The sequence below is a fragment of the Njordella aestuarii genome (assembly GCF_056494165.1).
On record NZ_CM151397.1, the window covers coordinates 3,405,392 to 3,428,427 of the forward strand.

Genomic DNA, 23,036 nt, shown 5'->3' on the forward strand with positions numbered 1-23,036 from the left:
TCATGGATATGCCAGTTCAGGCTGTCGCGTCGTAGCGAATCGGACAGGCTTGTTTGCGCCAAACGACCAGCGAAAAATGAGTCCCACATCTTCTGCTAGCGCCAAATAATCTTTCGCTTGCCGTTGAGACATGCCCGCTTGGGCGGCTTTGGCTAGGATTGATTGTGTCATCTGCGGTTCGGCCGATGCAAATTCATCAACGAAACGCTCTGGTGTCCATGCTGGCTTCGGTTCAGCTACATCCGTTGGTTTTGGCTTCTTCCGAGCTCGTTCTGGTCGTAACTCGGCAGGGTCAAGTGATTCGTCGACATTCCAAACAGGAAATGACCACCGCAAGCAGATTGGGTCGATCGGATGCCAGGAGCGAACAGACGCGTCCATCACTACGCAATCGTCCTCTTGGTGCTGTCGAAGAATGAGATGCGTATCGGTGGCCCTAGCTTGACTTCCTGCGCCAGCACCGACATCCGTCACGGCTTTGCTTGATTGATTTCCCTTGCTCGCATGATGCACCAAAACAAAGCAGCATCCGAGCATAGCAGCGTACGAATCCAAGCGGTTATAAACGTCCGTCATGTTAGAGTTGCTGTTTTCGTCGCTGTCTTTTGGCAGAAAGCGATAGAACGCATCCATCACGATGACTTTGAAGAAATCCTTCTCCAGTGCTTGAAAGTATGATTGCAGAGAGTGCACGTCTTGCAGTCGACCACGCAAGTTGTCGATGAACAAAGAGTCGGCAATCATGGGCAGCGTAATGCCGCGCGAAAATGCTACTTTTGGAATTCTATTCGCCGAAGTTTCCGGATGCAATTCGTTGTCAAGTATCAGCGCGTTTCCTTTTTCAATTTCAAAGGTGTCCAGCCATCGACGGCCCGAAGCAACTGATAGTGCCAGATCTGTTACCAGCCAGCTTTTACCGTACTTGGGCGGCGCAATAATGTTCATCGTTTCGCCTGATCGAAGCAAACCATGAATCACTGGCGATCGCATTTGTGGATGGTCCTTTAATAGTTGGCCGATACTCGACATGGATGGCTTGGCATCAGAACTAGCAGCAGTTCCTCGTTCAACTCGACGTTCGGCGTCTCGTAGCCGTTTAACAATTTGATTGGCCGACCAAAATCTAGGAAACGGTTCGGCTACTGCATACTTATGAATAAGCCGCACAGCTTCGTCGTCGTTAAGATCATGCTCGATACAGCGACAGCAAGCCGAAAACAAGCGATGCGACCCATCGCCATGATCTGTTAAGGTCATAGCAAGTATCGATTTCCAGCACGCTTCAATCTTGGCAACGTTCGCTTGTGGTGGCGTTGACGCACTTTGCGGTGCATTTTGCCGACTCGTGAGCGTGGACGCCTTTGAGGGCCAAAGTTGTTCGCACAAAGCGATCAGTTCGTCCTGGCGATCCATCACGTCGCTCGGATAGCCTTCGAGTCGCCTTCCCGTTACTGCAAAACAGCGAGCGCGGTCATAGACTTCCAACTTGCCAATGCCATCTGGACCATGACCATCAGATCGGCACGAGGCCCACTCAGGCTTCCTACCACGAAGGAACAGTTTCACGCCAGTCCCTGACGGGGAGATTTCGCAATAAGTATTGAGGCTTCGGACGATGTCTTCACCCCAGATAAACTTGCCTTCGCCGTCGAGACAATCGTCGAGATCTACGCCCGCATAGGGATCGTCAACGGAAAATACAAAAGCAATACCAGAGATCTGTTTGTTGCGCTCGGTCGCCTTTAAAACGTTTTCGGAAGAAGTGCATGATGACAACTTCGTACCATCGATCGCTTCTCCGGTATCCGCAGACAGCGGTATTTTCGTAATCACACCGTTACGTTTCGCATACTTCCAGCAAACCCACTGGTTTTTTTCGAGTAAGCATCGAGGGATCTTGTCGGTTATAATCACAGCGACTTTTTTCAATCTTTGAATACGAGGTATTTGATGACTGTCCGCGCCACTAAGAAAACGAAGCCGCTACAAATCGCTTGCGCCGAGTCGAGTACAGATCGAAAGAACCTGACAAACTACAAGACAATTGTGAAGCACTACTTGGACAACTTCAGTCACCTTTCGCGCGAGGAATGGGCCTACTATGCTTCCTTTCAAAATTTCGATGATATGTTGCGATGCGTTGCCTATGCAAAAGCTCCTGATGGAAAACGTCATCCGCACCAAAGGCGGTTACAAAAAGTTGCACTTGACAAGGTTTACTTGCGTCTAAAACGTCTTGAATTTCATTCGTGTGAGACATTCGATCAACTGTTTGACTTGGTGAACGATTCGATTGGCGACATAATTGGAATTGGCACACTGATGATCTACGACACTGCAAATCGACTTGGTAGTTACTTAAAGCTTCGTCCAACGCGTATCTATCTCCACGCGGGAGTAAGAACTGGCGCGAAATACATTGGATTAGGGTCGGGACGAGAGCACATTGAGGTTAATGATCTTCCAATGCCATTCCGTTCGTTGAATCCTGATCAAATTGAGGACTGCCTTTGCATCTATAAAGATTCATTGAAGTTGATTCACGGTCTGCTCTAGCGCCTACGTCCGATTTCGTTCGATCGTACAGGTTGATGAGTACGGCTGCCCAAGCCGACGCGATCTCTTCTGGAATGCTCGCATCATCGGATATCTCCACTTTCGTAGCTTCCATGTCCTCTCGCTTCCTAAAGTGTCGAATTGAAATCTAGGGTCTATGATCAAACGCCCCCCCCATTAATAACTATGCAATTTGCAATATCTGCGTCCCAAAGAACTTCGATTAAGTGGTGAAATCCGATTGAAAATTTATGAGATCGCGTGAAGCGCCGGACGGCCGAACATGCAAAGTAATGTTTCCCTATCTGTAGGGTTACACCGAAGGTCATCGAAATGACGGTCAGCAATCCGAGAATTTACAAAAAAGTACCTGTGGAATCATGTTCTTGATTTCGCAGGCATGGTGAATCCGACTTGCCTATTCTTATAAATACCCCAATGCCGCGAAAATTGACGGAGCTAGCACCGGAAAATTTTACTGGGGGTTTTGCGTTCACTTGCTACATTGGAAAACGCAATAGCTCAGCGCACGCTGGCTGCTCAGCGTGCATCTGAGCCATCTTCCAACCGCCTGGCATCGTCAGTAGAGCTCGCTTCTCCAGTTCGATCGGCTCGAACGGTTCAGCCGCATCGGCTTCGCCACCTGCCGGCGCATCGGTGTAAAGAATCCCAGCAAAGTCAGCCGCCGTTTCCGCAGCCGCTAAAACGGCAAGGGTGAATCGACGCAGTTGGGCAAACAGTGGCAGCGCCGGAGTGATATCGGGAATACCACGGATCTGCCCTGATCGATCGCTCCGGAAGTAGTGAAGGATTGAACTGGCATCGATGGTGTCAAAGTTCTCGGTTAACGAGAAAGCGTCGTCTCCTGGATGTTCTCGAAGGACATCATAAGAGATCGCGTTGCCATGCTCATCGAAGCGAATGCCATCGAGGTAGCGATAACTGTCGAGAGCCAAGATTGGCGAAGTAACTTGTTCGGCTTCGACCAGCTTCAAATCAAGTTGAACAGGCGAATCGATTCTCGGGTTACTGGTCAGCAACCCAAATGATTCACCATCTGATACGCGAGCGAGCCGCATCGTGCGTAGCTTCTCTGCGAGGCCAACTGCATCAGCCCAAGCAAAGAACTCCTGTTCAACGAAGCGGTTGGCAAACGCATCCGCAGTCAGCATTTGCAATCGAGGTCCGGTACCAACACAGTCGTTGGCCAGAGTCAGCGAAATGCCTCGGGCATAAGAGTTGTTCGCGATCTCGTATCGCGAACGGTTGCGTAGCGTGCGGCGCACTTCAGGGCTATTGGCCGCATTGGCCGATAGTCCGTCAGCGGCCGCCCAGTGGCGAACGTTGTCGACCGTAGTGGTCGCAGCGTCGTAGCGTCCAAGCATTCTCACCAACGACCAGGGGTGTCGGGCCGAGCGTCCACGGACGAGCGATCGATCTTTGCGATCGCCGTTCTTGCTCAGAATCCCTGACAACAACTTAAACATCCGTGAATCAATCCCTTCTGTTAAACCCGACACCCCTGCCTATAGAATCAAGCTCGATCAGTTGCGAACCGATTAGTCCGCACCCGGTGGCACGAGCTTGTTAAATCGAAGGCCACGCTTCGGTTGAGAGGCGGCCGCCTTGGATGCCAGATACTTGTCAGCAGCGATCTGCTCAGTGAGCTTGTGCTGCTCGACGCTACCGGCATCTCCAGATGCCTTTGCAGGTGCTTTCGCACTTTCGCGAATCGTCTCTTGCAAGTTGTCTGACATCTGGAAACCCTCTTCGAGTGAAAAAGAAACTCGATTGCCTCTTCCAGTACTAACTATGCAATTTGTCCGAACGACGTCCCAAAACTATTTGCGTCGGTTCTGCTGGATGTCCTTAAAACTCAAGCGTTTTGGGGCTATTTCGCGTGTTGAATCAATTCCAAATAAAATTGCTCCTTGCATCGATGCCGCAACTGCGGAACCCACAAGGCAGTCGAACCAGTGGTTGTCCGGCTGCTCCGGTCGCTGCTTCCATTCATCAACGTTCCGTCCGCGGGCCTCGGTCTTGATGAAGTACTCTGAGGTTAAATGCTCGGCGAACATACGATGCGTTTCAGCGTTTGTGCCAAAGAGCGACAGGCAGCCGCGATCTCCCATAGAGACACGAAGGCGAGCATTGATAAACGACTTCCACCAGTTGGTATCGTAGACCACGTGTCGTATAGCTCGTTTGCCATGTACGTTCGGGATACGCCAGTTGAGTCCTACGCGATCACCTGGCCGGCGACGATACTCGCTAAACGGCAAGCTCGAAGCGCCGACGAACCGACCGTGGCTGGGAATGATCACAGCGGCGTGCTTGGACTGCCGGCAGAATTGGTAGACCACATCTGTCGATTGCCCCCAGTTGGCATCGATCAAACAGCGACCGATACGCATCGCAGCACCATCATCGCGTTGCCACTCGTGTTCGAGCAGTTTCGATGTCAGCGATTCGAGGCCAGCGTAGATCGATCCCTCGAGTCCGGTTCCAGTCGCTTCGGAGCTCAACGTCTGCCGAGCCTCACGTAGCGTGAAGTACGGACGTTGCTGGTCGGGGTAGCAACCGTAGTCGATCACATAACCCGTGAAATCGTCTTCCCAAGCGGTGACCACATAGAAGAGCAACTTCTGCTGGACGTCGATGAAGGCAGTGAGATGATTCGCGCCGATCGATACCAAGCCACGATCCATGCGGTTGATCTTGCTGGCGACCTCTTCTGGTTTGAGCATCCCATCGACAACGGTCTCCGCCGGAAGAGGTTGGTTTTGATATTCGGCGAAGAACGCTGCTTCGTCTTGCAATTTGAGATTCATCGCGTGCTGAATCGCCGAGAGTTCGTCGTAGTTGAATCGCTCCTGCCAAGCGACTACAGCCCCATCGTCCATCGCGGCTTGGTTCTGACGATAGAACTCGGTGGCAGCTTCACCACCATCACCGCCACGCATCCCTTCTGCGCGGATCTCGGCATAGCGTTCCCATAACAATTCATTCTTGGGAAACGCATATACCATCTTGGTGCGTTCGCCATTCCACTCCGGGTGTCGATTTCTATCGAGGATATTGTCTGCCATGTCACCTGGGCGAATAACCGTGCAGGGCATGATGCCAGAGATCTTCTTGCCAGGACCAGCTAGGCCAAGCACCGCGCCGGCGAGGATACTTTCGCGATTCGCGCATTGCGAAAGCGAACGAGCACTCTCATCCGTTTGCGGGTCATCGAGTACCACGAGACTCGGACGAACTGTTCTGCCGTCGGGACGTTTGAACTTCATACCTCGGATGCGGCCAGTTAGGCCGGCGACCTTGATAATCGCTCCGCTGGCGCTGCTGCCTTCGATCGTTGGCAGTACGACTTCTTTTGCGGTCCATCCGATCTGCGTGCGTTTGCCTTTGTAGAGCTGACCATTTGCGCGATTCGAGATTCCATCGAGGGCTTGAATCGGGAAGCAGACCTCGGGGAAGTCGGCTAAGAGCAGTTCGTTGCTGTCAAGTTCGGTTTTGATTGAGTCGAGCATATCACATGCGTGCCCTTCATCGCTGCCGATCAAACATACGAAGTTGCGATGACCATAGAGCACTGCCCAAATACATGCGACTTCAGCAATCGAGCTTTTACCACTGCCGCGGGCCATCGCTAGTGCAAATAAACCTCCATGCACAACGGCTTGCTCAATCTTATTGATGACCTTGATATGGTCCGGCGACCAGGCAAGATGAAACGTGAGCGGAAAGTATGTCTCACAAAAGTACCTGAAGTCACGCGATGCACGATCCTTGCGATCTGGGTTATCGACCTCAGGTAGTTCACCAATGTCGCGGCCGGCAAGTGCGAGCGCTGCATTTCTCGCACGCGCTCGTTCCTTCATCGCATCATATGGATCGACACCGTTTGTCGTGCGAGGCGTATGTCGTACGACATGCATCCATGCACAATAGCGAAGCAAGTCAACGGTCTTGTTGTCGCCGATGCGTGCGCCGGCGCGTTGACGATGCCGATAGAGTTGTCGTTCGCTGATCACCTCGCCCAGTGGCGTCGAGTTGAGCAGTCGGCATAGCTCGCTTGGTTTTAGTTTCCTTGGATCACTCGCCACGTCCCATCTCCTTTGCTTGCCATGCGCTGTAGTGCACGAGGTTGATCGTTCCATCAACGTTCACCGGCGCACCGTCTTGTAGGTCTAGTCGGATCTTCTCTGGCTCGATGCGTTCTCGGTAAGCGGCTGACAAAAGCTTCGCTGCTTGTTCTACCGAGAGCCTCGTCGGATCGACCTGGTTGTTTCCTTCACTCATCGCATTCCTCCATGGTTTGGCATCTCGAAACGTGGGGCCACCGTTTTCGCACTGTCGCGTTCTAGCCGCATGTTCGCCTCGTTATGCGGAGCATGTTTGGACGCGACGGTGGCGTAATGTTGGGGCACCGATGGCCTCCCAGAAAACATGCAGAATTACTGGAAAAACATGCAGGAATCGGCTGGATGTTCCTCGAAACGCATGGCTCATGTGTGTCATCGCGACGCAGAAAACGCGACGCAAAACACTCCTCGAACCACAAAGGAACAGAACGATGAACGCAAACGCAATCGCCTTCGGAATTGAATTCGAAACCACACTCCCAAGCACCGACAACACACCGATCGGACCTTACCACAGCGGATACCAAGTACCTTGGCTGCCAACCGGATGGAAAGCAGAACGCGATGGAAGTATCCGACCCGAGAACACCTCTCGCAAAGGATGCGAGTTTGTGAGCCCGATACTCAAAGGGGCTGAAGGCGTACGCCAGATCGAGAACGCGATCGACCAAATCAACGCTCGCGGGGGCCGAGTAAATTCGAGCTGCGGCCTGCACATAACGGTTAGCTGGAACGGAGACGCAGCCGCCTTGGCAAGATTGATCTCCTTGGTCGGCAACCACGAACGAGCGATCTACGCTTCGACCGGAACCCGCAAACGCGAACAGATGATGTACGCCAAGCGAATCAAACAATACGGCAACAAAGACAACGCCAAGAGCCGATGCGAATCGGATCGCTACCACCTGCTGAACTTGACCCACCTGACCCGCGGCAAAAACCGAATCGAATTCCGAGCCTTCGGCGGAACGCTCAACAAGACCAAGGTGGTCGGATACCTGATGATGGTTTTGGGTTTGGTTGAACTCGCCCTCAATACCAAACGATGCAGCGAATGGGATTACATCAAGAAGGAAGGAACTAAGAGTTGCTGGGATCGCCCTGGTGCCGGCCTTGGCGAAACCGAACTCAACCGATTGTTCTACCGACTCGGATGGACCAAAGGTTGGTACAAGGGTGCCCTTCGCGATAAGGTCTACGGAGAGGTCGCCTGCGAAACCAAACCGGAATGGAAGACGATCAAAACAAAACTCCTCGACCTCGCCCGCAAATACGACCGCGCGGCCTGAGCCGCAACCACATAGAGCGCCGCGAACGGAATCGAGGCGTTCTTTCGTTTCGTCGCGACATTTGCGCGGTGTCACGTTCTTGTGAGCATCTTCGACCAAGTACCCAACAACCAGAATGACGCGACACGGGCCAACGTTGCGAACCGTGGGACGTTCGCAAAAACATGGAAAAACATTCGAAAATGCTGCTGGAATCGGCTTGAGCATTCGCCAACCGCATGGCTCATGTGTGTCATCACGTAATCGATTCCATTCCCTTTCCCAAACGGAGAAACACAGATGAACGACACGAATCAAACGAGCGCCGAACAAGCGATCCAGGACCAACTGCGACGGCTCAAATGGATGATCCCCGATGCAATGCGCCGCATGGACGAGGCGGCTCAATGCATGCTTCGTCGCGCTCAAGGTGCGGTCAAAGACACCGAGGCATTGCTGGCCGACCAACCATGCAGCATGTCCTGGGTCGATTTCGCCGAGGGTGACCTCCGCGCCGCACGCGAGGCCAAAGCGGAACTTGCAAAACTTCTCGAGCAACAGAAACTGCTCGAGTTCTTCTTGCGGAAAGACTAACGAACAACGCGGATTCGCCGGCGGCCAAGCGCTGCCGGCGACGTGCTCGCGATTTTCTTTGGGACCTCGTTCAACCTCTTTTGCATAGATAGTTAGTAGAGGGCCTGCATATGTGTCCTCCCAATACGCGAACATTCGCGACGGCGGACAATCGGGAAAGAAAGCTGCAGGATCTTTCCCGAATTCTCGCATGCTCGGCTTGAGGTTTTCGAAACCGCATGGCTCATGTGTGTCATCGCGTAAACGATTCAAACCTCTTTCCGAAACGGAGACACAAACATGACCAACGCAAACAACCCACACGCAGCGACCGACGCATTTCTTCGCCAGATCTTCAAGGCGATGGATGCCCACCAAGCCCAAGAGATCCGCGAAGCCTACTACAAGGCAATCGAGGGTTTGATGACCTTGGCAGAAACCCTTGAGATCGCCGACGCACAACAAACACCCAGCGCCGGCCCGCTTCTCACCGAACACTTCAACGCGGTCCAAGCCCTGGACGCGATGAAGAACAGCCGCCTTGGAAAGATCCTCTAAACCACAGACCAGCGGAATGCCACGGACGCCGCGAACGGAATCGCGGCGTTCTTCCGCTTGATCGCGACACTCGTTCACAGTCGCGTTCTTCTTAGCACCTTCGACCAAGTACCCAACTTTCAAAGCATCGCAACACGGGCCATCGTCGGGCCCCGTGAGGCCTCCCGAAAAACATGGAAGAACATGGAAAAAAGCTGCTGGAATCGGCTTGAGGTTATTCAAACCGCATGGCTCATGTGTGTTATCGCATAACCAATTTTCATTCACCCAAACGGAGAACCAAACATGAATCTCGACACCCTGATCGAAATCCTCAACGACTACCGCGAAGAGTTCGGAGGCGACGCCGAAGTGCGGCTGATGACCCAGCAGAACTGGCCCTTCGAAAACCGGATCTGCGGCGTTACCAGCGGCCGCGACATGAACGAAGCGTCCGACGATGAGGATGAAGACGACGACGCCCAAGACGTTGCCGACGACAACACAGTCTACATCGTCGAAGGCGGGCAGATCTGCTACGGCAGCAAACGGGCTTGGGAAACATGTCGCGATAGCTGATCGCGACACGCCGATGCGCCGGGGGAAAGATTCTGGAAAACCTTCAGAATCTTTTCCCCGTCGGCTTGATGCGGTTTGAACCGCATGGCTCATGTGTGTCATCGCATACGACACATCAAACACGAATAACCGGAGACCAACACGATGCGAACCATGACCAACCGACCACGCCTGACCTCGGCCCAGTTCCTCAGCGCACACCGACGAGCGCTCGAGACGATCAGCGACTTGTATGCAGCAGATGAAGAGATGCCGATCCTCGCCGCTTCCGACCCAGCGACCATGAAGCGCTTTTTCGACGAATTGGCTGATGTGCAAGCCACCGCAGCGAAGCTCGCCCAACACTTCCGAACGCAGGTATGCACCGAAGAAAAGATTTCGAATTCCTTTTGAATCCGGCTTGATGCGGTTCAAACCGCATGGCTCATGTGTGTTAACGCGAGAACGATTCACCAACCAAGCAACGGAGACCAGCAGATGACCCAACACGACCTCGACCTGAAGATCACCAAGATCAGCAATCGCAACCGCGGCGCTGGCGGATCTTGGGTGCAAGGCCAGATCAACGACGAATACCGTTTCGACGCGTTGGTCTTCGCCGAGCACGCAGAACACGAATCGTACGAGTTGAACCAAAGCAAGATTTCGAAGCTTTGGGTTCAACGCCTGGCCGACCGCAAAGTGATGTTCAACTTCGACCGTGGCTTGGATGTGCCGGCGGTCGCTACGGAGGTCCAAGTGATAGTCGACTTTCTCTGCGAGGGATTGTCGGACTTGGTCTTTGGTCAATAAGCCGAAACGCAGCACGGACGCGCGTAGCCGATCGGTGGTTCGATCGGCCTGACGATGGCAGCCAACCACGAACACAGATTTGGAGAAACGAAGATGAAGAAGGCAGAAGTAAAGATTGGTGGCAAGTACTACGCGAACGTTTCGGGCAACCGATGCGAGATTCAAATCGATGCCGAGAAACCTCGCGGTGGCTGGGATGCAACCAACCTCGCAACCGGCAAGAAGATTCTCATTAAGAGCGCTCAACGCCTTCTGGGCGAAGTGGGTGCGAAGCGCGGACGCGCGAAGGTCACCACCGAAGGCAACGTAACGGTGGTTGAGAACGAGCCGGCCACGGTCGAAACGATCGGGGGCGATTCGTCCACAGCGGTTGCGGTCCTCAAGAAGCCACGCAAGGCAAAAGCAGCGACGACGGAAACGGGCGACGCCGGTGAGAAGCGTTTGAGCTGCGTCGCTGCGGCCTTGAAAGTCCTTGGCGAATCGAGTGAACCGATGAACGCACAAGAGTTGATCACGGCGATGGAATCGAAGGGCTATTGGACAAGCCCTGGAGGCAAGACTCCACACGCGACGCTGTACAGCGCGATCCTTCGCGACTTGGCCAAGGGCGACGACAGCAAGTTCGTAAAGACCGAACGCGGACGATTCACGGTTCGAGGCTAGGAGACCAAGCCGGTGAAATACTTTTACGATTTGCGAACGGTGGATGACCTGGCCGACGGCGAGACCGCAACGCCAGAGCCAGGCATCACCTACGACCTGCGAACGATCAACAATCGCAAGCTCGACGTCAGCAGCGTGGTGGATGTGATCCGCCAAGGTCCAACCCTGTTCGCCCGAACGACTAACGGAGACTCGATTCCCGTCTTCGACCACGGCGCTGCCATCTTGGTACCGCACGACTTGTAGACAAGACCGAAGCACGGAAAGCTTCCCACCAATCGCCCCACGTTTATACCGTGTGGGCGTTTTCTCGTTGATGCGAATATAAGCCCAAAGAGCAACACAACGCGACACGTCGCGAAACTGCGATTCGCCGGCGCATCCACATGTTTCCAGAAATTTCGCAAAACATGCTCGCATGTTGGCTTGATGTTTTCGGGACTTGCTGGCTGACTGTTGGCGATCGTCTTTCGTTTCTCCAACAACTAGGAACCAACCATTGCCAAACCAACCCTTGAGCCGGCAGCTCCCTACGAGAACCTTCACCTCGTTGTGCTCGACAAGCACACCGCACCTACGAAATGAGACAAGGAACCAATAACTATGCAAACACGATTGAAGAAAGGCGATCGCATCCGCTTGGTATCGATGCCACAAGATCCAGACCCGATACCTGTTGGATCGCTCGGTACCGTCGTTGACGTTCACGAGCATCACGATTGGACGCAGGTCGATGTCGACTGGGACAACGGCCGCTCGCTCATGCTGACGATGCCCGACGATTGTGTCGCCATCGTCGAACCCAACCACCACGAACCATCGAAGTAAGGAAACCATCCTATGTCCACAAGAGCAACGATTGCCTGCAAGCAAGAGGATGGTCGCTACGCAGCGATCTATCTTCACTTCGACGGCTACCAAGACCATGCCGGCAGAGTCCTCAAAGAACATTACACATCGATCGAGTCGGCACGAACGTTGGTCGCAGGCGGCGATATTCGTTCGCTCGCCAACGACGGAACGCCGGAACGATTCACCGACGGTAATCGCACGGTTGTCATGCCGACGCGTGCAGCTCTCCACGAGTTCGCGAGGAACTGCGGCACCGAGTATGTGTATTTGTTCGAGAACGGCAGTTGGGATTGCATGCGGATTTAGGCTCAGCTTGACTTCCCCCGAATTACGGTATACACTTTGTGATACCATACAAAAGGGGACAAAACGATGCAAAAAATGTTGATCAAACACGGGAACAGTTTGGCTCTCGTGATAGACAAGCCAATCCTGGATATGCTCCAAATTTCCGCCGATACCCCGCTCGAAATAAGCACGAATGGCGACCAGCTCCTTGTTACTCCATGCCGTGATAAAACACGTCAAAAGAAAATCGAAGCGAGTCTCGAAAAGATCAACGCGAAGTTTGAAGACGACTTGCGCAGGCTGGCTCAATAGATGGCAGACGTCGACTTTCTTGAACTCAGCGACGTAATGCAGATTCACGCGAATCAAACCGCGATCTATGGCGGCGCGAGTGAGATTCGCGATGTGAACCTTTTGGAGTCGGCAATCGAGCAACCTCGAGCAAGCTTCGATGGTGTTTATCTTCACGCGTTTCCCTTTGAGATGGCTGCCGCGTACCTGTTCCACATAGTGATGAACCATCCATTCGTTGATGGGAATAAACGGACTGGTACTGCAGCAGCATTGGTCTTTCTTGACATCAATGGCATTTCGATTGAAGCCAAAAATGGCGAGCTCTCCGATCTCACCCTCGCTGTCTCGATGGGCAGCGCCGGCAAACCAGAGATAGCACAGTTTTTTGGGACGCATCAATCGAACTGACATGCTCATCGCATGTTCTCCTCTCGCGCCTTCATGGGGATTGGAGATGCGCCCGTTCGTTCCAAGACAGCTGGGATACCTGTGAAACGCTGGAAGCGATCCACAATGACATCGCAATACAGCGTGTCGAGTTCCATCAAGAACGAATTGCGACCACATTGCTCGGCACCGATCATCGTCGAGCCACTTCCACCGAAGAGGTCGAGCACGTTCTCACCTTGCACTGACGAGTACTGCATCGCGCGAACGGCGAGCTCCGCAGGCTTCTGAGTCAAATGCGACATGGACTGCGGATTGATCTTCTTGACCTGCCATAGGTCCGTCGCATTCTTGGGACCGTAGTACTTATGCCCGGCTCCTTCTTTCCAGCCGTAGAACGCCCATTCATGGGCACCCATAAAATCTTTGCGCGTTAGAACAGGATGCTGCTTGTCCCAAATGATCGACTGTGAGAAGTACAAACCATGCTTCTTCAGCACTGGTGGATAATTGCCACAGTTGGCGTAACCACCCCAGATGTAGAAGCAACGACCAGGAAGCAATACTCGGGCAATGTTTCCGAACCAATCTTCGAGCAATTGATCGAATGCCTCATCGCTGACGAAGTCGTTTGCTAACGGACGATCTTTCGCACGAAGCTTTTTGTGCGTCGCCGCATGCTTCGGTTTGCCGGTCTCGTGATCGACACCGAAGGAAGCAGCGTTTCCTTGGCCACCTTTAAGCCTCGAAGCTGCCCCATCGTTGGTGAACGAAGAGAGGCCAGCAGCGATCGCATTGTTCGATCGTGGTTCAACCTTCACGTTGTAAGGCGGATCTGTGTTGACGAGGTGGATGGCAGCGCCGGCCAGCAAACGATCCAGGTCTGCCGGCGACGACGAGTCACCACATAGCAAACGATGGTTGCCGAGGATCCAAAGGTCGCCCGGTTGAGTGACCGCTTCGTCCGGCGGCTCGGGAATGTCATCCGGATCGGTCAAACCTTCGTTGACGCCGGTATCCATCAGCTTCGCGAGTTCCTCAGCGTTGAAGCCGAGGAGCCCTAGATCGTAGTTCGCTTCTTGCAAGGCAGACAGTTCGATGGGCAACAGATCGTAATTCCATTCCGCGATCTCAGCAGTCTTGTTGTCGGCGATCCGGTACGCACGCACCTGCTCGGGCGTGAGATGCGAAGCGACCACGACTGGTACGCGATCAAGCCCAAGCTTCTGCGCCGCCTTCAAACGCGTGTGGCCGACGATGATGACGCTGTCGGTGTCGACAACAATTGGCTGCGAGAAGCCAAATTCCTTGATCGAAGCCGCAACCGCGTCGACCGCTTTGTCGTTGTTGCGAGGGTTGTTTTCATAGGGACGAACGCGATCGAGCGTCCACATTTCAATCTGCAGGGCAGTGGTGGTCATAATGCAATCCTTTGGCTAGGGAGCTGGGGGTCGGACAAAACAAACAAACTGTGTCTAATCGCGCGGCTGTTCCCGCGGCCCAAGAACGCGTTGGTTTTTGGGGGAGGACCCATCGTTTGGGGCTTGCGAGTGCCATAGTGGCAGACGCAACGTTGGGCCACTGTTGGCCCACTGACGCGTTCTGTAGTGTGCTGGGCGTTGCACTCGAACGCAGTGCAACGGTTGCGACGTGCGCTAACGTGTGCGATGACTTTCGATTGCGATTGGTTACTCATGAGCAGCCTCGGATGATGTTGCCCGCTTGCTTCCAAAGTTGGTGGGCATTCGTAGGCGTCCAATTGCGGATGTTCTCTTCACCACCGCCGGCACCATGAGACATCTGCCAGTAGGTCACATCAGGATTGATACCGAATGCCGCTGATGCGTCGGCAGGAATCGTTTCCTCTTCTCCGTTTGGCTTGTTACTAGCGCCGAATGCGAAGTCCATGCAACGATGGCCAGCAAACGCGGCGAGACAATCGAACGGTTGCACATCGATCAAAAGCACATGGGTGTCAGAGCACTCGGTGTGACTGCATGGAAACTCCACACGGAAGGTTGGCGTCCATCCTAGGAGGTCCATAGGCTCATAGTCCCACTTCCATTTCGCTAGATCGAAGAAGCACGCCCATTGAGCTTCTAAGCGGGAACGGAACTGGACGCCGTTGTAGACGGTTGGGCGAGATGCAAATGCGTGATTCATAGCGTAGGTGCCTTTTGATTTTTGAGCGGTTGAAAACGGTGGATTAGTTGGCTTGCAGACGTTGCAGACGTTGCGGACGTGTTTCCCTATACGATCTACATACGGGGAAAAACACGTTGTTTACCCTCCCAATAACTAACTGGGGATAAACGTCTGAAACGTCTGCAACGTCTGCTTCCACCAACGAAATTGCAGGATGAAATTTGCAGACGTTTGAAAATCTTTATGTCTGCAAAACGTCCGAAACGTCTGCAGGCCAAAGTCATGACTCCAGCGTGGAAGCAGCCAAAGCGATACAAACGACCGGCAGTATTTGCATTCTTGATATTGATCATGAAAACAGCTCCATTTCTGCAGACGTTGCAGACGTGTGATTCTCGACGTCTGCATGTCCGGAGCGTTCGCTTTGCGACGACTCTAGAAAGACCTGATACTGGGTGTGACGCCCTCCAGAGATTCGTTTGAATACTGCGTAGGTGCCGTCATCGAGACTGAATCGCTCGCCGACGAAGCGACCTGCGAGTTTGCCCATGCGCGTGGTTTGAGATCGTGGAGTCCCGTCGCCAAGTTCGGATTGAAGCACAAAGTTTTTGTTTGCGAGGTCAGTTAACTCAGAGCCCGACCAGATCCCTTGAGGATGCTTTGCGAGCGCCGTGACGAGTTCTTCGAACTCGCGGCGGGTATCGTCCATCTCGCTGGCAGCATCCTCGGCATTGGCCATGAAGTCCGGTTCACCGTTGGCTGCAAGAATGCCACCAATGATGTTGCCCCAGCCCTTCTTGTTGAACCGAGTTTGAATCTTGGCTAGGGGCATGCCGCTGGCTTTCCAGCGTTCGACCATGTTTACCAGCTCACCAAGCAGTTGCAGCCGATGCGTCTGAACGTACGCCTCTGGATCGTCCATCGAAAACGATCGCTTCCGTGGATCGCCCTCGTGATGCAGATTGATGACCACACAGCGAGTGATAAGGTCGCGACTCACATCGGGCGAATTGGCGGTGATGCAAAATAGATGCGAGTTCTCAGCCCGAATCTCTTGTGAGAAGCCTAATAAACGAAAAGATAGAATCGGATCGGTGATGGATCGCTCAAGACAGGCGGAATCAATCTTTGGATTGCGGCCTCGGGCCTTGGCGTTATCGATGATGATTGTCGTTACGCCACGCCTGACGATTGTTCCCAGACGCTTCTCGAACTCTTCGTCGTTCGCGTTGTACGATGCGGTTTCCACATGATGACCATCCCGAAGAATTGCCAGAATCTGTGCAAGAACCGATTTGCCAAGCTCAGGTTGATTCCCGTTGAACAGTGCAGCCGGCTTGGAGCCAATGAAACGTGAGACCAGTAGCCCCGTTAACAAGATGCCTATGTAATTGGTGCGGTCTGCCGGCTTCCGCCAACAGAAATCTCGCAACAACGCGTCGAGATGCTTGGTCCCTTCGACTGGCTCAATATGTGGACCAGCGTAGTAGAAACCGGACTGGTGATCGAAACCCGGACTGACCATCCGCCAGTCCTCCGTGTAGATCGGATTGTGGCTAAACAGTCGGATTGCGGGCAAACGTTCACGTTGGCCAACGTTGTTAAGCCATGTGTTCGCATATGAAGTTGGCAACGGCTTGTACTCGCCTCCATCTTCGTTGACGAAGTAGAATTCGACGTGCTGATTGAGCAGTCCCGTCAATTCCGCAGATGAGAGCACCGGCGAGATCGATTGCTCTCGCACCACAACCAATTGCTCCACCCGATTGAAACAAGAGCCAGTGGCAAGCAATCGATCCGTGATCTGGCCCATGGTTGAGGCCACTGGCGTTGATCGCGAGTCGATCGTAATGGTTCGCCGTTCTTCCGACTCCTCTGCCTGTTGGTCACCGGAAGGGGCAGCTACCGTTGTAGGCTCATTTGGCAAACGCTTCTGCAAGCGATCGCACAAAGTAGCCCGCACATCGTACTCGCCACTTTCCCAGGTTAAGTCGAAATACCGGCGACCTTGCTCTGCGAACTTGCCGACAGATTGCAGCCGTGTCCAAACTTCATCCTTCGCAATCCCACTTCGAATCGCGTAGCAGCAAACAGCGAAGTCGGCCTCAGAACGAGTTCCTTCCGAAGCGATCGTACTAGCGGCGATTAGCTCCGAGAGCTTGTCGGACTTTCCAGCCGATAACTTACGAACGGCCGGCAACGGCATCGCCTCAATCTGCCTCTGGCGTTTGGTGGCTTCACATGACTTTGCGAACTTCTGAAAGGCATCAAGGGAATAACGCCGGTTGCTATCGCATTCGATCAACTCTGCCTTGACTGGATCGCGACCATTGCGTTGATCTTTTCGATTCAATGTGCCGGGCAGTCGGAGTAACCGAGTGAGGTCAGTTGTATGGTCAGCGTTGATCGCTGCTGCGATGCCCATAAGTAGGTCTTGGGCCTGCAGCGCTTTCGGGCTTGTTTTGGTCAAATGATGGCGTCGATCTAAGAAAACGCGATCTTTGCCATTAAGGATGTATCGCCTTGGCTTTTTGCGTCCGTCGCTTCCAATTGACCATTCCGTTTCGACGGGTGGTGGATCGCCAACATCGTCGATCAGCAGTGGGCGATCCAAACGCCAATACAGATGCACGCCGTTTCCGCTATTGACGATAGCAGTGGGCGCAGGGATCGCCTGTGAATTACAACGTTCAATAGCTTGAGCAACATTGCATCCATCGAGATCAGCCCAGAGACATCGGACAATACGAATCTGCCAAGCTAGGTCGAACCGTCCCTTGTTACCAACTCGTGGACAGACGCCGAAAAACAAGTTCGTGCGTTCAGACTCGGAACTTGCTTTTAGCCGAGCCAGCGTTTGTTCGAGTGTCGTCGACTTGGCGGGCCGGTAGCATACGTTGCTATAGTCGACACGGCTGCGTTTCCGTCCACCTTCAGTCCATGCTTCTACAGGACGAAAGAGAATGAGGTCTGACGGCTCGAACAGAGTCGTCAATAAAGTGATAGCTGGGTGACTCAAGCTGCGCCACCTTTATTTGGTTCCTCACCCAACGGTAGACGCACTCCCATCGCCTTCAAAACTCTTGACCCGTGATCAGTCTCACAAAACTGGACTACCGGTTCGTTGTCATCAGCTAGAGAGGCGAGCTGAGCCCATGTGACTCTTTTCCATTTACGACAACGATACGCACGAATTGCGATGCCCGAATCGTCAAACCGGACAACGAGATTGAGACTTGGAATATGCCGAACGATGGGGCGACTGAAACGGGTGAGCTGCGACATGGCTAAGCGATCTCCATGGCAGGAGAAAGCGTCTGAGAAGCCGCGTCGTCGAGCCGCACTCGGATGCTGCCGCTTGGTCGCGATTCGTGCTTGATCGACAAAAGCCAGACGACTTGCGAGTCGTCCCAGAACGCACCGGCGTGTTGCAAGGCGTCGAGAACAGCCTTTTGCACGTTGTCACAATCACGACGACGATCATCGGGCGGTGCGATGTCTATGCGAATCGCAAGTGGACCCATCAGTGGCTTGATGCTTTTGGCGATCGCAATGCGGCGAACTTGGTGCCGATAGGTACGTGCATCCTTGGAGAGAACGGGACGCCCCTGGTAATAGCTGAAGTAGTGATTGACACTAGGTGGATATGGCAACGCCAATTCGATCATGGCTGTCTCTTTCCTATCAGTGACCTCGGGACAAGAGCATGCCGATGATCTGTACAACGAGTAGCAGGGAGACTGCGATCAATAGCAATCGAAGCATCCATACGCAGATGACAAGAACAATCAACGACATCCAAATCGCCTCAGTGGGAAATCGAAACAAAGAAAGCCGGGACGGAGCGAATGGCCAATTAACACCGACTCATTCGCTTGTTCCGTCCCAGCCGCACCCGTGCGACATCAAGCGGCAAACGATCAGAACGGCATGTCCGGTGATGATGGAACTTCACCGTTCGAAGTGGCCGCGAGACGAATGCGTCGATTGAAGTAGACGTTGGTGTAGTCACCGCGAGTCCGCTTCGTGACTTCCAAGGTCACATCGAGCAGTTCTTCAAGTCGCCCGGACAGTTCGCTGAATTTGGAAAGTTCCAGACCCAACGTCTTCAGATCGCCCTTCACATAAGGGATCGATGCTTGTGTGATGACCGAGTTCTTGAAGATGTGACGGCCGGCATGTGAGCCAGACAGCACCTCCAAATCGAACTTGATCATCGGGTCGCCTTTTTGACTGCTCTCAAGTTTCACTGACTCGATACGAGCCTGATACTTGCCGTCGGGGACCTCGTCATACTCTGGTGCTTCCGCGGTTGCGAAATCATCATCGAACGACGTGAGATCAACGGATTGGTTGGTGGTTTCGTATTCTTCGTAATCGCTCATTGCTTAACAGCCTTTCCTGCTGGGGTGCTGCCCGGAGTGGAAGAAGACGCAGCAGTGCCTTTGCCGGGCGCAGGGCTCTGTGCGGGTGAATTCGAAGCGGTGCCGCTGAATGCCGAATTGAAGGCGGAGTAATCCAGTGGCAGCATCTCGGGCAAGCGACCTGTTCGATCGCCGGCCTCGTATGTTGGATGAGGTTTGGTTCGGAGTACTCGATCGACGACGAGATTGCCGGCAGCGTCTTTACGAGATACCGAGTCGCCGTAGAGGATGATGTCGACCAGGCCTAATACAACGTTTCGAGCACGATCGGGTAAGCTCGGCGTGGTCTTGGTGTACTCGCCCGTTCGCGTTTCGATCGTCTTATCGACCGCGTGCGAGATGAGGATCAAGCCATAGGGCAAGCTGGCCAAACGAGTCAGCACGCGATGCCATTCGTTTTTCACGAGAGCCCAGCCTTTGCCGTGGCCCATGTCCCCTTCGTACTCGATGCCATGCTTGGCACAGACATAGTCCGAGCACATCTTGAACGCGTTGTCAACCGTGTCGATCACCAGCGTCTTGAAGTTGTGATCGCCCTTGGCAAGCAACTTGCAAGCTTCCAAGAATGCTTCCCACGAGTAGGTCGGCACCTTGAACACTTCCAAGTGATTGAGCCCTGGTTCGCATTCAAAGAACATGGCCTCGGGGAACTGGGAAGCGAACGAGCTCTTGCCGAGCTTAGGAACGCCATAGAGCAAGATTGATTGCTTTGCCAAGTCGGTGGTCGGTTTGGTCTTAGTGGTTGGTAGTGTCACTGTCATAAATAAGGTTTCCTTTAAAATCAGAACGGGGGTGCTTCAGAATCAACACGGAGATAGCTCTTCGTTAGGGAGAGCGATCTCGTACAGGTTGTCAGCGACGTTTGGATTGAATCCCGACTGGCAATATGCCAAGTACTCGCATGGGCGTTGGTACGAGAAACAGTTCGATGTATTCAGCAGCCATTTGCCACGGCGACGGGCATCGAGGTACTGCTGCGTGATTTCCCACACCTCGTCTTGCAACATGGCCAGACGATCCTCGGAGAGATAAATGAATTCGCGATGGAATGCTTCGGGACGTGAATACCATTCAGTCAGCCGAGCTTGGAACTCATCATCCGTCTCTGGCATCTGTCGTTTCGCAGTCGACTTACCGCTTTTGTTTTTGGCCGCGAGTTCCGCGTGGCGAACTTCATACTCTTCCTGCGTTTCGCCTTTGCCTTGCTTAAGGCGGCTCTTGAGCAGCACGTTGTAGATCACGCCAACGATCGGATAGCCAAGTTCCCGTAGGTAGTAGCAGTACAAGGCGATTTGCGTGTCGGTCCACAGCTTGTCTAGATAATTCGCATCAACGGTTGATGCCGTCTTATGCTCTATCAGATACAAACCATCGTGGCAGCGAACGATGCCATCGACCTTGCCCGCGATTCGGAATGTTTGACTCTGCCGACCAGTATCTGGATTGCGGATCTCGCCGACGAACTCCTTTTCAACTTCGACGACTTCGAAATCTTCAGTTGCGTAGCGTTCGGCGTAACCACGGATCATCGCCGTTGCCAAATGCCACTGGACCATTAGATTTGAATCGACGACGCGATTCTCAAAGGCATCGTCAATGTAGGCGAGTACATCGCGAAGCCGCGACTCTGTATTTGACGATCGATACCATAGTTCGATCGCTGTATGGATCACGCTGCCGAACGACAACGCCTCTGCACGCTCACGCGGGCGCAGGTTATCGAGATAGCGGTTCTTGTACTTTCGCGGACAATTGCGAAATGTATTCAGGGCCGAGTAGGTCAGCAGCGTCTTATCGTTCGCTTCGGTTTGTGCAATTACTTGGGACATGGGTGCTTGGGGTTACAGTCTTGGGGTGCTTTGCTCTGAAAATCGATGCCTAGAAGAATTTCATCTCGTAGGTGTCTTGCTCCTCGATCGGAATGCCATTGAGGCGTTTCGCGCCGCGTTCGCGAGCGATTTGTGCTTCACTCAATTTCAGTGAAGCGTTGACTTGCGAGCACTTCTTGCAAATGCGATTGGCTGCACTCTTAGAACGAAACGTTTCGTTGCACTTCAGGCACTTCCGATCTCCGGGTTCATGAGGTAAAAGTCGTGTTGACATCGCCTGCGGATCTTTCAGCGAGGTGGTGAAGAGGGGGATGAAGGGTTGCAAATCAAACCGTGTCGACAGACTCGACCTCGAAGTTGCCTTCGTTGTCGCTTGTCACCAGATAGTGCTGATGCATGATGTTGGCGACGAAGCGGCTTTCACGAGGAAGTGCCTGCCGGATCGTTTGGCAGGATTCGTTGAATTCGTTGGAAGCGGCTTCGAAGCGTTCGACCGCTCGCAGGTATCGCTGCAAAGCGAGCGAGACAGTGACGCGCTGTTCGATATTCATGGCGGGTGCGCTCATGCTGATTTCTCCATTTCAGATTCTTGGGTGGTTTGAAAATCGTTGTCCTCTCCAGAACTAGCTATGCAATTTGGAGAAACGACGTCCCAAGAAAATCCGGATTCACTCCAGTCGACACTCGCAAAATGTTCACGAATCCCTGCTAAAACCTGCGAAACTTTTCGCTTCGATAAACCGAGTTTGTTTGCGATCTCGTTTTGGTTGTGCGTTCGCAGAAGCCTCGCAATGCGACGGTAGCGGCGAGGCAGAGTGTTGATCTGATGCTCGACGGCATCAGCCAGTTCGACGTCACGAAGCGGATCTCGATGCTCAGTCTGCCGGCGTCGATTGCCGTCCGAGGAGGTGAGCCCGCGATTGAGCTCCTCGGATTTGCGATCAGGGCTTTCAACCATCTTCGAAAGTGATTCGATTCCAGAGCCGGCTGGCGGATTGCTTCGCTGTCGATTCGATCCGCGAATAAGACCTGCGGCAGCCGTTCGCATGAGTCGCGTGACAAACGCTTCGACACTTCCCTTGATCGGGTCGAATTGCGACGCTCGTTCAAGAACGTAGGTGATCAGTTCTTGTTCGATGTCCTCGGTCTCAAATGACGTCAGCGAGTTGTGATGTTCGAGCCGCAGCGAAATGCGACTTGCCAGCTCCATTGCGAAGGGAACCATCTGGCTTTGGTAATCAGATGCAGTCAATTTTCTTCCTCCGGCTGGAGGAATGGCATGACCACAGCCGCTCAGACCGTTACCAGAAATGCGCCGGAGACCGGCTCGCGGAAAACGCAGGTAACGGTCAGTCGGGCGATTCACGTCCTCTCAACCGAGGACGAGCCGCGACAAGTCGTGACGCATCGCGACAGAACGTGTCGCAACTTGGATAACCTGAATTTGCCTGAGTTTTCTGCAAATCCGAGTGTCACCCGGGCGGGTGGACACGGTTCGATTGAGCAGCTCAAGACGGAATTCTTGCGGCGTGAGCAAGCGTTCTTTGCTGATCCGGACAAGGGCGAAGCATGGGACGCCGTGCGTGAGGAGCTTTTTGGAAGATGAAGTCAGCTCAAGCTGTTTGCGTACTAAGCCAAGTTTTCCCAAGTGGGAAAACTGCCAGAAACGCGAAAGCAGGCCGTTAGTTCTAGCGATCAATA

The 23,036-nt window shown here is 53.4% G+C and carries 30 protein-coding genes and 1 other RNA gene; 15 read left to right on the plus strand and 16 right to left on the minus strand.

Annotated features, from left to right (window positions below; genetic code table 11):
* Positions 1–1,833 carry an AAA family ATPase gene (locus SH451x_RS13625; protein WP_479357483.1) on the minus strand — a complete coding sequence of 611 codons (1,833 nt, stop codon included), beginning with the start codon at positions 1,831–1,833 and terminating at the stop codon, positions 1–3.
* A 117-nt stretch (positions 1,834–1,950) separates the two neighbouring features.
* Between SH451x_RS13625 and SH451x_RS13630 the strand changes: the two genes are divergently transcribed.
* On the plus strand, positions 1,951–2,556 hold the full coding sequence (locus tag SH451x_RS13630) for a hypothetical protein (RefSeq protein WP_479357485.1): 606 nt from the start codon (positions 1,951–1,953) through the stop codon (positions 2,554–2,556).
* Positions 2,557–3,056: 500 nt separating this feature from the next.
* Here the strand turns inward: SH451x_RS13630 and SH451x_RS13635 are convergent, their stop codons facing one another.
* From SH451x_RS13635 to SH451x_RS13650, 4 genes are all read right to left on the minus strand, one after another.
* A complete protein-coding gene (locus tag SH451x_RS13635; RefSeq protein ID WP_479357487.1) occupies positions 3,057–4,043 on the minus strand; it encodes a phage portal protein in 987 nt (328 codons plus the stop codon).
* A 72-nt stretch (positions 4,044–4,115) separates the two neighbouring features.
* Positions 4,116–4,313, minus strand: coding sequence for a hypothetical protein (locus tag SH451x_RS13640; RefSeq protein ID WP_479357489.1), 198 nt, complete (start codon positions 4,311–4,313; stop codon positions 4,116–4,118).
* Between the two features lie 84 nt (positions 4,314–4,397).
* Positions 4,398–6,665, minus strand: a complete 2,268-nt coding sequence (locus SH451x_RS13645; protein ID WP_479357491.1) for a terminase gpA endonuclease subunit — start codon at positions 6,663–6,665, stop codon at positions 4,398–4,400.
* Entirely contained in the window at positions 6,655–6,861 is a 207-nt protein-coding gene (locus tag SH451x_RS13650) for a hypothetical protein (RefSeq protein WP_479357493.1), read from the minus strand. Before SH451x_RS13650 ends, SH451x_RS13645 begins: the two co-directional genes overlap by 11 nt.
* 274 nt (positions 6,862–7,135) lie before the next feature.
* Here SH451x_RS13650 and SH451x_RS13655 point away from each other — a divergent pair, with 274 nt between their 5' ends.
* From SH451x_RS13655 to SH451x_RS13715, 13 genes are all read left to right on the plus strand, one after another.
* Positions 7,136–7,993 carry an amidoligase family protein gene (locus SH451x_RS13655; RefSeq protein ID WP_479357494.1) on the plus strand — a complete coding sequence of 286 codons (858 nt, stop codon included), beginning with the start codon at positions 7,136–7,138 and terminating at the stop codon, positions 7,991–7,993.
* A 279-nt stretch (positions 7,994–8,272) separates the two neighbouring features.
* Entirely contained in the window at positions 8,273–8,566 is a 294-nt protein-coding gene (locus SH451x_RS13660) for a hypothetical protein (RefSeq protein WP_479357496.1), read from the plus strand.
* A gap of 279 nt (positions 8,567–8,845) precedes the next feature.
* A complete protein-coding gene (locus SH451x_RS13665; RefSeq protein WP_479357497.1) occupies positions 8,846–9,103 on the plus strand; it encodes a hypothetical protein in 258 nt (85 codons plus the stop codon).
* A gap of 285 nt (positions 9,104–9,388) precedes the next feature.
* On the plus strand, positions 9,389–9,661 hold the full coding sequence (locus SH451x_RS13670) for a hypothetical protein (RefSeq protein WP_479357499.1): 273 nt from the start codon (positions 9,389–9,391) through the stop codon (positions 9,659–9,661).
* Between the two features lie 153 nt (positions 9,662–9,814).
* Positions 9,815–10,054 (plus strand): hypothetical protein, encoded by a 240-nt coding sequence (locus tag SH451x_RS13675; RefSeq protein WP_479357501.1) that lies wholly within the window; start codon positions 9,815–9,817, stop codon positions 10,052–10,054.
* An 84-nt stretch (positions 10,055–10,138) separates the two neighbouring features.
* Positions 10,139–10,453, plus strand: a complete 315-nt coding sequence (locus SH451x_RS13680; protein ID WP_479357503.1) for a DUF7678 domain-containing protein — start codon at positions 10,139–10,141, stop codon at positions 10,451–10,453.
* Positions 10,453–10,520: hammerhead ribozyme type II (locus SH451x_RS13685), an RNA gene on the plus strand. The genes SH451x_RS13680 and SH451x_RS13685 overlap by 1 nt, the downstream gene beginning before the upstream one ends.
* Positions 10,521–10,546: 26 nt before the next feature.
* Positions 10,547–11,116 carry a winged helix-turn-helix domain-containing protein gene (locus tag SH451x_RS13690; protein ID WP_479357505.1) on the plus strand — a complete coding sequence of 190 codons (570 nt, stop codon included), beginning with the start codon at positions 10,547–10,549 and terminating at the stop codon, positions 11,114–11,116.
* 12 nt (positions 11,117–11,128) lie between these two features.
* The gene (locus tag SH451x_RS13695) at positions 11,129–11,362 is read left to right on the plus strand and encodes a hypothetical protein (protein WP_479357506.1); all 234 of its coding nucleotides are present in this window, start codon (positions 11,129–11,131) and stop codon (positions 11,360–11,362) included.
* 357 nt (positions 11,363–11,719) lie between these two features.
* Positions 11,720–11,944, plus strand: a complete 225-nt coding sequence (locus tag SH451x_RS13700) for a DUF4314 domain-containing protein (RefSeq protein ID WP_479357508.1) — start codon at positions 11,720–11,722, stop codon at positions 11,942–11,944.
* Positions 11,945–11,956: 12 nt separating this feature from the next.
* A complete protein-coding gene (locus SH451x_RS13705; RefSeq protein WP_479357510.1) occupies positions 11,957–12,274 on the plus strand; it encodes a hypothetical protein in 318 nt (105 codons plus the stop codon).
* 66 nt (positions 12,275–12,340) lie between these two features.
* The gene (locus SH451x_RS13710; RefSeq protein WP_479357512.1) at positions 12,341–12,568 is read left to right on the plus strand and encodes an AbrB/MazE/SpoVT family DNA-binding domain-containing protein; all 228 of its coding nucleotides are present in this window, start codon (positions 12,341–12,343) and stop codon (positions 12,566–12,568) included.
* Positions 12,569–12,958 (plus strand): type II toxin-antitoxin system death-on-curing family toxin, encoded by a 390-nt coding sequence (locus tag SH451x_RS13715; RefSeq protein WP_479357514.1) that lies wholly within the window; start codon positions 12,569–12,571, stop codon positions 12,956–12,958.
* A gap of 5 nt (positions 12,959–12,963) precedes the next feature.
* On the opposite strand, the gene SH451x_RS13720 is transcribed toward SH451x_RS13715, so the two are convergent.
* From SH451x_RS13720 to SH451x_RS13770, 11 genes are all read right to left on the minus strand, one after another.
* Complete coding sequence (locus SH451x_RS13720) at positions 12,964–14,358, minus strand: DNA modification methylase (RefSeq protein WP_479357516.1); 1,395 nt, start codon at positions 14,356–14,358, stop codon at positions 12,964–12,966.
* 271 nt (positions 14,359–14,629) lie between these two features.
* Positions 14,630–15,100, minus strand: coding sequence for a hypothetical protein (locus tag SH451x_RS13725; protein ID WP_479357518.1), 471 nt, complete (start codon positions 15,098–15,100; stop codon positions 14,630–14,632).
* Between the two features lie 331 nt (positions 15,101–15,431).
* Positions 15,432–18,101 carry a hypothetical protein gene (locus tag SH451x_RS13730; RefSeq protein ID WP_479357520.1) on the minus strand — a complete coding sequence of 890 codons (2,670 nt, stop codon included), beginning with the start codon at positions 18,099–18,101 and terminating at the stop codon, positions 15,432–15,434.
* A complete protein-coding gene (locus SH451x_RS13735; protein ID WP_479357522.1) occupies positions 18,098–18,367 on the minus strand; it encodes a hypothetical protein in 270 nt (89 codons plus the stop codon). Before SH451x_RS13735 ends, SH451x_RS13730 begins: the two co-directional genes overlap by 4 nt.
* Before the next feature lie 2 nt (positions 18,368–18,369).
* Positions 18,370–18,750: a RusA family crossover junction endodeoxyribonuclease gene (locus SH451x_RS13740; protein ID WP_479357524.1), complete on the minus strand. Its 381-nt coding sequence runs from the start codon at positions 18,748–18,750 to the stop codon at positions 18,370–18,372.
* A 252-nt stretch (positions 18,751–19,002) separates the two neighbouring features.
* Complete coding sequence (locus SH451x_RS13745) at positions 19,003–19,467, minus strand: DUF669 domain-containing protein (RefSeq protein WP_479357526.1); 465 nt, start codon at positions 19,465–19,467, stop codon at positions 19,003–19,005.
* Positions 19,464–20,267, minus strand: coding sequence for an ATP-binding protein (locus tag SH451x_RS13750; RefSeq protein ID WP_479357528.1), 804 nt, complete (start codon positions 20,265–20,267; stop codon positions 19,464–19,466). Before SH451x_RS13750 ends, SH451x_RS13745 begins: the two co-directional genes overlap by 4 nt.
* A gap of 42 nt (positions 20,268–20,309) precedes the next feature.
* Complete coding sequence (locus SH451x_RS13755; protein WP_479357530.1) at positions 20,310–21,335, minus strand: PD-(D/E)XK nuclease family protein; 1,026 nt, start codon at positions 21,333–21,335, stop codon at positions 20,310–20,312.
* A 49-nt stretch (positions 21,336–21,384) separates the two neighbouring features.
* Positions 21,385–21,609 carry a hypothetical protein gene (locus SH451x_RS13760; protein ID WP_479357531.1) on the minus strand — a complete coding sequence of 75 codons (225 nt, stop codon included), beginning with the start codon at positions 21,607–21,609 and terminating at the stop codon, positions 21,385–21,387.
* Between the two features lie 52 nt (positions 21,610–21,661).
* Positions 21,662–21,901: a hypothetical protein gene (locus tag SH451x_RS13765; protein ID WP_479357533.1), complete on the minus strand. Its 240-nt coding sequence runs from the start codon at positions 21,899–21,901 to the stop codon at positions 21,662–21,664.
* The gene (locus tag SH451x_RS13770) at positions 21,898–22,587 is read right to left on the minus strand and encodes a sigma-70 family RNA polymerase sigma factor (protein ID WP_479357535.1); all 690 of its coding nucleotides are present in this window, start codon (positions 22,585–22,587) and stop codon (positions 21,898–21,900) included. Before SH451x_RS13770 ends, SH451x_RS13765 begins: the two co-directional genes overlap by 4 nt.
* Positions 22,588–22,614: 27 nt before the next feature.
* On the opposite strand from SH451x_RS13770, the gene SH451x_RS13775 reads away from it, so the two are divergent.
* Entirely contained in the window at positions 22,615–22,941 is a 327-nt protein-coding gene (locus tag SH451x_RS13775) for a hypothetical protein (RefSeq protein ID WP_479357537.1), read from the plus strand.
* Positions 22,942–23,036: the final 95 nt, after the last annotated feature.

Bases quoted from the DNA above. Each gene is read 5' to 3' on its own strand.
- SH451x_RS13630 (WP_479357485.1), top strand. From the start codon at position 1,951: ATGACTGTCCGCGCCACTAAGAAAACGAAGCCGCTACAAATCGCTTGC.
- SH451x_RS13635 (WP_479357487.1), bottom strand. From the start codon at position 4,043: ATGTTTAAGTTGTTGTCAGGGATTCTGAGCAAGAACGGCGATCGCAAA.
- SH451x_RS13640 (WP_479357489.1), bottom strand. From the start codon at position 4,313: ATGTCAGACAACTTGCAAGAGACGATTCGCGAAAGTGCGAAAGCACCT.
- SH451x_RS13650 (WP_479357493.1), bottom strand. From the start codon at position 6,861: ATGAGTGAAGGAAACAACCAGGTCGATCCGACGAGGCTCTCGGTAGAA.
- SH451x_RS13655 (WP_479357494.1), top strand. From the start codon at position 7,136: ATGAACGCAAACGCAATCGCCTTCGGAATTGAATTCGAAACCACACTC.
- SH451x_RS13660 (WP_479357496.1), top strand. From the start codon at position 8,273: ATGAACGACACGAATCAAACGAGCGCCGAACAAGCGATCCAGGACCAA.
- SH451x_RS13665 (WP_479357497.1), top strand. From the start codon at position 8,846: ATGACCAACGCAAACAACCCACACGCAGCGACCGACGCATTTCTTCGC.
- SH451x_RS13670 (WP_479357499.1), top strand. From the start codon at position 9,389: ATGAATCTCGACACCCTGATCGAAATCCTCAACGACTACCGCGAAGAG.
- SH451x_RS13675 (WP_479357501.1), top strand. From the start codon at position 9,815: ATGACCAACCGACCACGCCTGACCTCGGCCCAGTTCCTCAGCGCACAC.
- SH451x_RS13680 (WP_479357503.1), top strand. From the start codon at position 10,139: ATGACCCAACACGACCTCGACCTGAAGATCACCAAGATCAGCAATCGC.
- SH451x_RS13690 (WP_479357505.1), top strand. From the start codon at position 10,547: ATGAAGAAGGCAGAAGTAAAGATTGGTGGCAAGTACTACGCGAACGTT.
- SH451x_RS13700 (WP_479357508.1), top strand. From the start codon at position 11,720: ATGCAAACACGATTGAAGAAAGGCGATCGCATCCGCTTGGTATCGATG.
- SH451x_RS13705 (WP_479357510.1), top strand. From the start codon at position 11,957: ATGTCCACAAGAGCAACGATTGCCTGCAAGCAAGAGGATGGTCGCTAC.
- SH451x_RS13710 (WP_479357512.1), top strand. From the start codon at position 12,341: ATGCAAAAAATGTTGATCAAACACGGGAACAGTTTGGCTCTCGTGATA.
- SH451x_RS13715 (WP_479357514.1), top strand. From the start codon at position 12,569: ATGGCAGACGTCGACTTTCTTGAACTCAGCGACGTAATGCAGATTCAC.
- SH451x_RS13720 (WP_479357516.1), bottom strand. From the start codon at position 14,358: ATGACCACCACTGCCCTGCAGATTGAAATGTGGACGCTCGATCGCGTT.
- SH451x_RS13725 (WP_479357518.1), bottom strand. From the start codon at position 15,100: ATGAATCACGCATTTGCATCTCGCCCAACCGTCTACAACGGCGTCCAG.
- SH451x_RS13735 (WP_479357522.1), bottom strand. From the start codon at position 18,367: ATGTCGCAGCTCACCCGTTTCAGTCGCCCCATCGTTCGGCATATTCCA.
- SH451x_RS13740 (WP_479357524.1), bottom strand. From the start codon at position 18,750: ATGATCGAATTGGCGTTGCCATATCCACCTAGTGTCAATCACTACTTC.
- SH451x_RS13745 (WP_479357526.1), bottom strand. From the start codon at position 19,467: ATGAGCGATTACGAAGAATACGAAACCACCAACCAATCCGTTGATCTC.
- SH451x_RS13750 (WP_479357528.1), bottom strand. From the start codon at position 20,267: ATGACAGTGACACTACCAACCACTAAGACCAAACCGACCACCGACTTG.
- SH451x_RS13755 (WP_479357530.1), bottom strand. From the start codon at position 21,335: ATGTCCCAAGTAATTGCACAAACCGAAGCGAACGATAAGACGCTGCTG.
- SH451x_RS13760 (WP_479357531.1), bottom strand. From the start codon at position 21,609: ATGTCAACACGACTTTTACCTCATGAACCCGGAGATCGGAAGTGCCTG.
- SH451x_RS13765 (WP_479357533.1), bottom strand. From the start codon at position 21,901: ATGAGCGCACCCGCCATGAATATCGAACAGCGCGTCACTGTCTCGCTC.
- SH451x_RS13775 (WP_479357537.1), top strand. From the start codon at position 22,615: ATGACCACAGCCGCTCAGACCGTTACCAGAAATGCGCCGGAGACCGGC.